This is a genomic window from Actinobacillus minor NM305, assembly GCF_000175195.1.
GTDB lineage: Bacteria > Pseudomonadota > Gammaproteobacteria > Enterobacterales > Pasteurellaceae > Haemophilus_A > Haemophilus_A minor.
This window is the reverse complement of record NZ_ACQL01000089.1, coordinates 1-8,946: the sequence shown is the minus strand read 5'-3', so window position 1 is coordinate 8,946 and position 8,946 is coordinate 1. Positions and strand designations below refer to the sequence as shown.

6 protein-coding genes and 1 CRISPR repeat array are annotated in these 8,946 nt (G+C 37.4%); all 6 genes read right to left on the bottom strand.

The genetic code is table 11. The features are described from left to right. Positions 1 to 438 precede the first annotated feature (438 nt). Positions 439 to 1,284, bottom strand: a complete 846-nt coding sequence (tsf, locus tag AM305_RS05335; protein WP_005823793.1) for a translation elongation factor Ts — start codon at positions 1,282 to 1,284, stop codon at positions 439 to 441. A 105-nt stretch (positions 1,285 to 1,389) separates the two neighbouring features. Beyond that, on the bottom strand, positions 1,390 to 2,100 hold the full coding sequence (gene rpsB / locus AM305_RS05330; protein ID WP_005823792.1) for a 30S ribosomal protein S2: 711 nt from the start codon (positions 2,098 to 2,100) through the stop codon (positions 1,390 to 1,392). Between the two features lie 268 nt (positions 2,101 to 2,368). After that, positions 2,369 to 4,147, bottom strand: coding sequence for an ABC transporter ATP-binding protein/permease (locus AM305_RS05325; RefSeq protein ID WP_005823790.1), 1,779 nt, complete (start codon positions 4,145 to 4,147; stop codon positions 2,369 to 2,371). Positions 4,148 to 4,294: 147 nt separating this feature from the next. Further along, positions 4,295 to 5,527: a hypothetical protein gene (locus AM305_RS05320; RefSeq protein WP_005823788.1), complete on the bottom strand. Its 1,233-nt coding sequence runs from the start codon at positions 5,525 to 5,527 to the stop codon at positions 4,295 to 4,297. Between the two features lie 117 nt (positions 5,528 to 5,644). After that, positions 5,645 to 7,576 carry an ATP-dependent zinc metalloprotease FtsH gene (gene ftsH, locus AM305_RS05315; RefSeq protein WP_005823786.1) on the bottom strand — a complete coding sequence of 644 codons (1,932 nt, stop codon included), beginning with the start codon at positions 7,574 to 7,576 and terminating at the stop codon, positions 5,645 to 5,647. 34 nt (positions 7,577 to 7,610) lie between these two features. After that, positions 7,611 to 8,237, bottom strand: coding sequence for a 23S rRNA (uridine(2552)-2'-O)-methyltransferase RlmE (rlmE, locus tag AM305_RS05310; RefSeq protein ID WP_005614810.1), 627 nt, complete (start codon positions 8,235 to 8,237; stop codon positions 7,611 to 7,613). Positions 8,238 to 8,421: 184 nt separating this feature from the next. Continuing rightward, positions 8,422 to 8,919: a CRISPR direct-repeat array (repeat unit 36 nt; unit sequence GTTGTAGCTCCCTTTCTCATTTCGCAGTGCTACAAT). Positions 8,920 to 8,946 lie beyond the last annotated feature (27 nt).

The following is an 8,946-nucleotide window of genomic DNA, read 5'->3' as shown; positions in this document are numbered from 1 at the left end:
TATGCTAAATAAGATCCTCTCTCGAGTAACCCAATTAGAAGATGTGATTGAGGCGAAAAGGGCGAATTAGAACTAGCTTAAGCCCTAGCATTTTGCTAGGGCTTTTTACTATCTTATTTGTTCTTAAAAAATAATACTATTACTGTATTAAACGGCGAATTATTAAATAATTTTGAAAGAAAATAGTCTTATCAGAAGTGTATCAAGAAAAGGTATTACTTGGATAAAAAAAGCCATAGGGATTTCTCCACATTTTTAAAAGTTGAAATAATTCCTATTGACTGAAATATAGATTTTGCTTTAAACCCAAAGTAAGCTTTATTTTCAATAAACAAAAAGGACTTCCCCTATAAAAACAAGGGAAGTCCTTAAATTAAATAAATCTAACCTTTGTTATGAGATTATTTCTACCTGATTTTTGTATTTTCAGCGTAAGAATTAGATTTTTTGCATTGCCGCAACTTCTGCAGCGAAGTCTGCTTCAACTTTCTCGATACCTTCACCCACTTCTAAACGGATGAAACCAGAAACTGAAGTATTTACTGATTTTAAGTATGCGCCAACAGTTTGTGATGGATCCATAACGAATGCTTGGCCAGTTAATGATACTTCGCCAGTGAATTTCGCCATACGACCTTCAACCATTTTTTCTGCGATTTCTTTTGGTTTACCAGAGTTCATTGCGATTTCGATTTGGATTTCGCGCTCTTTAGCAACCACTTCAGCAGAAACGTCTTCCGGGTTTACGAATTCAGGTTTGCTTGCAGCTACGTGCATTGCAACTTTCTTAAGTTCTTCTTCAGAACCTTCACCTGCTACTAATACACCGATTTTCGCACCGTGTAAGTATTGTGCAATCACTTGACCTTCTAAGTATTGAACACGACGAATGTTCATGTTCTCACCGATTTTAGCAACTAATGCAACACGTTTCTCTTCAAATTGTGCTGCTAATGCTTCGATAGAGATATCTTTGTTTGCTGCTGCATAATCAACAACTTCGTTTGCTAATTCTAAGAAACCAGCATCTTTTGCTACGAAGTCAGTTTGGCAGTTCATTTCAACTAATACACCAAAACCATTTGCAACGCGAGCTAAAATAACGCCTTCTGCTGCGATGTTACCTGCTTTTTTAGCTGCTTTTGCTTGACCTGATTTACGCATGTTATCGATTGCTAATTCGATATCGCCGTTAGCTTCAACTAATGCTTTTTTACATTCCATCATACCTGCACCGGTACGTTCACGAAGCTCTTTTACTAATGCTGCTGTAATTTCAGCCATTTTAATATCCTCAGAAATGAAATTTAGATAAGAGAAAGCAGGGATTACTTTTCAGCCCCTGCTCTCGAATAGATTTAAGGGCTATGCCTTAGTTCCAGATAACGATTATTCTGCTGCTAATTCAGCTTCAACGTTAGCACCTTTACCTTCTTTGATTGCAGCTACTGCTGAATCTAAGTAAAGTTGGATTGCACGAGTTGCGTCATCGTTACCAGGGATGATGTAATTTACGCCATCTGGAGTTGAGTTAGTATCAACGATTGCAAATACAGGAATACCTAAGTTGTTTGCTTCTTTGATTGCGATATGTTCGTGATCAGCACCGATTACAAAAATTGCATCCGGTAAGCCGTTCATATCTTTGATACCGCCTAAGCTTAACTCTAATTTTTCTAACTCACGAGTACGCATTAACGCTTCTTTTTTAGTGATTTTGTCAAAAGTACCGTCTTGAGTTTGAGTTTCTAAATCTTTTAAACGTTTGATTGACTGACGAACTGTTTTCCAGTTTGTAAGCATACCACCTAACCAACGGTGGTTTACGTAGAATTGTTGGCAATCTACTGCTGCTGCTTTAACTGCGTCTGACGCTGCACGTTTTGTACCAACGAATAATACTTTACCGTTGTTGCTTGAAATACGAGTTAATTCAGCTAACGCTTCGTTGAATAAAGGTAAAGTTTTTTCTAAGTTGATGATATGAACACCATTACGAGCACCGAAAATGAATGGTTTCATTTTTGGATTCCAGTAACGAGTTTGGTGACCATAGTGAACGCCTGCGTTAAGCATATCGCGCATAGAAACTTGTGCCATAAGAATTTTCCTTTAAAGTTGTTTGTCCAGCCACTTATGAAAGACTGAACGGGGTTTAGCCTCCATCTACCCTAGAAAATTAACCGCATAAGCAGCACCCCAATTTCCAGTTTTATGATAGATGTGTGTTTTAGTGTTAAAAAATAAATACCTTGTTTTTATTGCCAAAAGCCGGAAATAAAAACGGCAAGATTATGCCAAAAATTTAAGCAAAAAGCCAATAAAATTTTTGCAAGCGGTTAAATAAATTCAACCGCTTGCAATCATTCTAACATTGGCATTCCATACATTTAAACTCCCCTAAGGTAATTTGCTTATTATGGAATTGTTGAAGCGTACAACGATGCCCCACACTGATAATAATGCTTTCAGGTAAGAGATGGCGAATTGTACGATATAAAATCGCTTCTGTCGGTTCATCAAGTGCCGATGTGGTTTCATCTAAGAAAATCAATTTCGGTTTGGTTAAAACAATTCTAACAAAAGCGACTCGCTGTAATTCCCCGGGCGATAAAGTCGCTTGCCAATCCGTATCATAATCTAATGCATTAACATATTTTTCCAAACAACAAACTTCCATCGCTTGTTTTATTTGCTCATCACTTGCACTTAAATGCGGATAACAAATCGCATCTCTTAATGTACCTTGTGGCATATAAGGTCTTTGCGGTAGGAACAACGGCATTTCTGTGCAAGCTTGCTCCGCCACGCCAAAGGTTTCAAACGGATAAATACCGGCAAGCGCTTTCAATAACGTCGTTTTTCCTGTGCCCGATGCACCTTGAATTAACAAAGCATCTCCGGCATGCAATTCGATATTGATATTTTTTAATAAAATCTGACCGCTTGCATCTTTCACGCCAAAATTATGTAAGTAAAATCCTTTTGAGCAAGGATAAGGCTGACGAGCCGGTATTGCGTCTAATTTATCTAATGTCGTAAAAAAGCCATAAAGACGATTTAATCGAGCCTGATAAAGCGTGAACTCTTCGTAAAACAATCGGAAAAAAGATAATGCCCGCATTAAACGGTTAAACGATTGTACGGTTTGATGCATATCCCCCAATGTTGCCTGCCCTGCAAAAAAGCGAGGAGCTTGTAACATTAACGGCAAAATCATGGTAATTTGTGTTACCCCTGTATTAAAGCCATCTAACCCCAGCATTTTACGCACAATACGCCAGCGGTTTTGAATGATTAAGTCAAACTTATCTCGTAAATGCTCCTGTTCTTTCTCTTCTCCTGAATAAAAAGCGATACTCTCTGCATTATCTCTAACACGAATAAGCGAATAACGATAATCCCCTTGTAATCTCTCTTTATTGAAATTTAAATTGATAAGAGGACGACCAATCCATACTGATAATACGGTCGCAAGGATAATAAAAATATAAATGAAAAACACAACCCCTTTAGGAATATCAACGCCAAAGAGACTTAAAATGCCGGATAATCCCCATAGAATAATCGTAAATTCAATGGTAGCCACAATCGAATTCAGAACACCTTTAACCATCTCGACCGTCCCCGAAATAAATGCGGTCGCATCTTGTTCAATACGTTGATCAATGTTATCTGGTAATTCTTTTTGATATTGTAATAAATAGTAATTTTTATTTACTAGCCAGCGATCTAGCATTTCTGCATTAAGTTTTTCAAGCCACTTAATTTCAAACGTCTGTATAAGAAAGTACGTAATAATAGAATGAATAATTTTAACCAGTACTAATAACGCATTGATCCCAGCAAAAAACCAGAAAGCCTCTACCGCTTTATCTTGTAGCGATTTATATAACCCATTGTAGAAAAAAGTATTTAATACACTGATCCTTACTTCTAAAAGGATCAAGAGTAAAAGTAGCCCAATTAGCCCTAATGTTTTTATTTTATTGCTTTTATACCAACAGGGTTGAACAACTTTCCAAAATTTATAACCTAGTTCGGTTCGTTTAAATAAAAATACAACGCTTACTAAGCCTAAAACAACCCAAAAAAATGAGCTAATAAGCCAATAAAAACTGTTATTGAGTTCCGTTTGCCAATTCATTGAAAATCCTAAATATAAAAAACGGCTGGAATTGAGAATAATTCACAACTCCAACCGTGCGTATTTTAAAGACTTTACTTATATTGTCAATTCAATGTCATGGATACAAACACCTTCTTTTCAATACATATCTCTCAGCATATTTATTTAAATGAATTTAACATCTCTAAAAATATAACGAACAGCAACATCATGCCGAATATCTTCACTAACAAAAATCACGGTTTCATCAGGGGACAATGTCATTGTATAGAAATCATTTTCACCGACATACTTTGATTGACCATTTAAATAAACGTAATGAGCCATCGGTAGCTTCCGATTAAATATTTTGTGGTAACAAAATTTAAATGTAATAGGCTCAGATTGATGATTTCGTAACATTAATTTACTATTTTGCTCAAGATCTAAGATCAAATCTCCCTTCTCGTAAATCGTACCATCCTTATCCACTCGAGCAATCACTGAAACTGTTTCTAATTTTTCTGCCATAACTGCGTTTTCTGCTTTTTGCGGTAATGCAGAGAAACTCTCTCCACAGTGAGAAAAAAGTTTAGGTTTTCTAACTAAACTAAACGCCTTCCCTTCTGATAAATAGATATGTTTTCTTAGATGTAGAAAATTATATTCATGACTAGAACGGTGATAATTTGTTATATGAATTCCTTCAACCGCCTCATCTTCGAAGGTAAAATTTAACGGTTCATTCGGCACTTGTTTTACTCGCATTCCCCACAGCGGTAAACAGTTATATTTTTCCGAAAGATGGCAAACATTTCCTGTATCCATTGCATAGAAATTAAACACTGTAGTATCAACACCATAAACCATTGAGAATCCATCTAAATTACATAAGTTTTGTTGAATATAATTTCGATAATTTACCCAAGCATTACGTGTGCCTGCTAATAAACCAACCTGCCAAATACCACCTTGTTCTTGATAAAGGATATCAAATCTTATTTGCGCTTTATCTTTTTCATTCTCTGGTAAACACATTGTTAAAAATGGGGGATAAATAACATCATAACAAGCATATAAAGATTGTTCATTTTGTAATTTATCAAAAAGCGTAAGATTCGTTTTCGGAAACCAAATATCTGCATCATATAACGCTATTTGATCATAGTGATATTCTTCAGCAATTGATGCTGCAGTGAGACTTCTATCAATGGACAAATCAGGTAAATATTTTCCACCTTCAAAAATAAGAATATTATTTTCTTGTAATTTTTCTTTTTTCTCCTGAGACAAATGATAGGTAATAACACCTATATCATCTTGGTAGTTCGTTTTTCTTAAGCTTAAAATAAATGGAACAAAGCAGCTATACCAAATCTCATCACTATCATTTATTGCCGTTAGAATTAAACGCTTCATCTTTTACCCTAGATTAAAATTATATTTGTAAATTATAAAAGAATTTTGTCTGCTTGTATTTAAGAAAAAGACCGAGTCTTTTAATAAAAACTCGGTCTTTTATATATTTATAATACGTTATTTATCCGCAACTTCACCATCTACTTTAGGTTCTTCTAAATCGGATTTAACTGGTTCTTCATTGTTAGCACTTGAAGAATTTGGCGTATTCGCCCCACTTTCAGGTTTATCATTCCAACCTGAAGGTTCGCCTACTGGGCGGCGAGCCATTAAATCATCAATTTGCTTGCGATCTAAAGTCTCATATTTCAATAACGCATCTTTCATCGCATGTAAAATATCCATATTATCTTCGAGCGTTTGTTTGGCTCGTTGATAGTTGCGGTCAATAATTTTACGCATTTCAATATCAATCAATTTTTGTGATTCTTCTGAAACACCTTTGATTGCGCCCATTCCATCTTCATTTTGATAGAAGATTGGACCGAGTTCTTTAGAAAAGCCCCATTGTGTTACCATTGCTCTAGCAATTTGAGTCGCACGATGAATGTCAGAAGATGCGCCGGTTGTAATTTTATCTTCACCAAAAATCAAACCTTCTGCAATACGTCCTGCAAATAACGTTGAAAGTTGGCTTTCTAATTTAGTGAAAGTTTCACTTACACGGTCGCCTTCCGGTAAGAACTGAGCAAAACCAAGTGCTTGACCACGAGGGACAATCGTTACTTTATTTAGCGGATCGTGTTCCGGCATTAAATACCCCACAATCACATGCCCTGCTTCGTGATATGCTGTATTGATGATCTCTTTTTCTGTCATCGTATTAGAGCGACGTTCCGGTCCCATATTGATTTTATCGCGAGCTTGCTCAAAATCTTCCATCGTCACAACACGTTTATTCTTACGTGCAGCGAACAATGCCGCTTCATTAACAAGGTTCGCTAATTGCGCCCCTGAATAGCCCGGCGTACCACGAGCAATTTGCATCGCATCAACATCATCTGCAAGCGGTACTTTTTTCAAGTGAACTTGCAAAATCTGCTCACGACCTTTTACATTCGGTAAATCGACTGTAACTTGACGGTCAAAACGCCCCGGACGTGTTAAAGCATCATCAAGTACATCGGCACGGTTCGTTGCCGCAATGATAATGACGCCTTCTGAGCCTTCAAAACCGTCCATTTCAACTAACATTTGGTTTAATGTCTGTTCACGTTCATCGTGCCCACCACTAAATCCTGCACCACCACGTTTGCGACCAACCGCATCGATTTCATCAATAAAGATAATACAAGGCGCATTTTTCTTTGCTTGTTCAAAAAGATCCCGTACACGTGAAGCACCGACCCCGACAAACATTTCAACAAAGTCAGAACCAGCCATTGTAAAGAATGGCACTTTTGCTTCGCCGGCAATCGCTTTAGCTAAAAGTGTTTTACCAGTTCCTGGAGGACCAACCATTAAAATACCTTTAGGAATACGACCACCTAATTTCTGGAATTTACTTGGATCACGTAAGAAATCGACAACTTCGCCAACTTCTTCTTTCGCTTCATCGCAACCTGCGACATCAGCAAAAGTGGTTTTAACCTGATCTGCTGTCAGCATTTTAGCTTTGCTTTTACCAAAGCTAAATGCGCCACGACCGCCGCCACCTTGCATTTGGCGCATATAAAAAGCATAGAAGCCGATAAGCAATAACATCGGGAACCAAGAAATCAAGATTTGTGTTAACAAACCACGGCGCTCTTCCGGTTGTCCTGTTACAGTTGCGTTCGTTTTTGCCAAATCCGCCATTAAGTATTCATCATACATCGGCATCACGGTCTGGTATTGCGAACCATCATTTTTGGTCACACTAATAACATCTTCATTACGCTTAAAATCCACCTCTTTTAACGTATTTGATTTAATATCATTTAAAAAAGTTGAATACGCAACAGTGTTGTTTGAGTTGCTTCCAAAGTTTGAATTAAATCCTTCAAATGCAGTAACCATCACAACAGCAACCACGACCCAAAGGACGATGTTTTTAACAAAATCGTTCAAGATTTAGTCCCCTATGTTATAAAAAAACTGGTTATTATCCTTTATACCCTGTCGCAACAATATAAACTTCACGAGAACGATCTCGTGATGCTTCAGGTTTACGCACTTTTACCGTCGTAAACATTGCTCGGATATCTCTTAAATATTCATCAAAACCTTCGCCTTGGAAAACTTTGACCACAAAACTGCCTTTTGGTGCCAATACTTGACGACACATATCTAAAGCCAATTCAACCAAATACATTGCTCGAGGAATATCAACAGATGGCATTCCGCTAAAATTCGGCGCCATATCAGACATCACAACGTCCACCATATCATCGCCAACACGTTCTAATAACGCATTTAAAACGCTTTCTTCACGGAAGTCCCCTTGCAAAAAATCAACACCAACAATCGGGTTCATATCCAAAATATCACAGGCAATAATACGCCCTTTGCTTCCAATCTGCGTAACTGCATATTGTGACCAACCACCCGGTGCAGCTCCAAGATCTACCACCGTCATCCCCGGTTTAAATAAGCGATCTGTTTGTTGAATTTCATCTAACTTAAAATATGCTCTTGAGCGCAACTTTTGCTTATGCGCTTTTTGAACAAACTGATCTTTAAAATGCTCTGCCAACCAACGAGACGAGCTGGCACTCCGTTTTCTACCCATTTTCTCTCAAAAAATATTAACAATTACAACTGAATTTCTTAGTTTACCATAATAAGGGCAAATTATCGCTATTCAAGTCAATTCATTAGATTTTTGTGATAGTTTTTTCCATTAAATAAATTATAGCCCCTTTCTCATTTCGCAGTGCTACAATGACCAAAGCGAACTTTGGTCTAACTCACTAGTTGTAGCTCCCTTTCTCATTTCGCAGTGCTACAATCAAGATGAGGCTTTTTCTCCTACATCGCCAGTTGTAGCTCCCTTTCTCATTTCGCAGTGCTACAATAAAGGCTCTAAAAGCTCTTTATAATCTACTGTTGTAGCTCCCTTTCTCATTTCGCAGTGCTACAATATTGGTGTAGGTGCTTAGCTTCCTCAAGGGGTTGTAGCTCCCTTTCTCATTTCGCAGTGCTACAATATTAACTAACCGCTTACTTGTAACAATGTAGTTGTAGCTCCCTTTCTCATTTCGCAGTGCTACAATGCAGTAAGTTATTTAGACAAGCCCCAAAAAGTTGTAGCTCCCTTTCTCATTTCGCAGTGCTACAATAAAATTTGCATTTTTTGGTTTAAAAATGAGGTTGTAGCTCCCTTTCTCATTTCGCAGTGCTACAATTCAAGATATTAAATTAGTGGCTAACACTTGGTTGTAGCTCCCTTTCTCATTTCGCAGTGCTACAATCCTATACGTCCTCGTACAACTGCGGGC

Coding starts and splice junctions, on each gene's coding strand:
- tsf (WP_005823793.1), bottom strand. CDS start 1,284: ATGGCTGAAATTACAGCAGCATTAGTAAAAGAGCTTCGTGAACGTACC.
- rpsB (WP_005823792.1), bottom strand. CDS start 2,100: ATGGCACAAGTTTCTATGCGCGATATGCTTAACGCAGGCGTTCACTAT.
- AM305_RS05325 (WP_005823790.1), bottom strand. CDS start 4,147: ATGAATTGGCAAACGGAACTCAATAACAGTTTTTATTGGCTTATTAGC.
- AM305_RS05320 (WP_005823788.1), bottom strand. CDS start 5,527: ATGAAGCGTTTAATTCTAACGGCAATAAATGATAGTGATGAGATTTGG.
- rlmE (WP_005614810.1), bottom strand. CDS start 8,237: ATGGGTAGAAAACGGAGTGCCAGCTCGTCTCGTTGGTTGGCAGAGCAT.